The sequence below is a fragment of the uncultured Aquimarina sp. genome (assembly GCF_947495315.1).
Classification (GTDB): domain Bacteria; phylum Bacteroidota; class Bacteroidia; order Flavobacteriales; family Flavobacteriaceae; genus Aquimarina.
The window spans coordinates 1-215 of record NZ_CANLYD010000067.1 but is presented as its reverse complement, the minus strand read 5'-3'; the positions used below and the strand labels follow the sequence as shown (position 1 = coordinate 215).

At 39.1% G+C, this 215-nt stretch carries 1 protein-coding gene; it reads left to right on the top strand.

All coding sequences use genetic code 11. The features are described 5' to 3' along the window. Window positions 1–215: RagB/SusD family nutrient uptake outer membrane protein (locus tag Q0910_RS28610; protein ID WP_299224278.1), on the top strand; the 215-nt coding region annotated here is incomplete at both ends.

Here is a 215-nt window from a genome sequence, read left to right as displayed (position 1 = left end):
GAAGCTAACTATATGATGATGCGTTATGCAGAGGTACTCTTAATTGCGGCAGAAGCATTAAATGAAATAAGTCCAGGGTCAAATGAAGCCCACCAATATGTAAATAGAGTGAGAGCTAGAGCAAGAAGTGGGAATGGGTCTGATTTTCCAGCAGATATCTCTGGATTATCACAAGATGATTTGAGAAATGTGGTTTTAGAAGAACGTAAATGGGA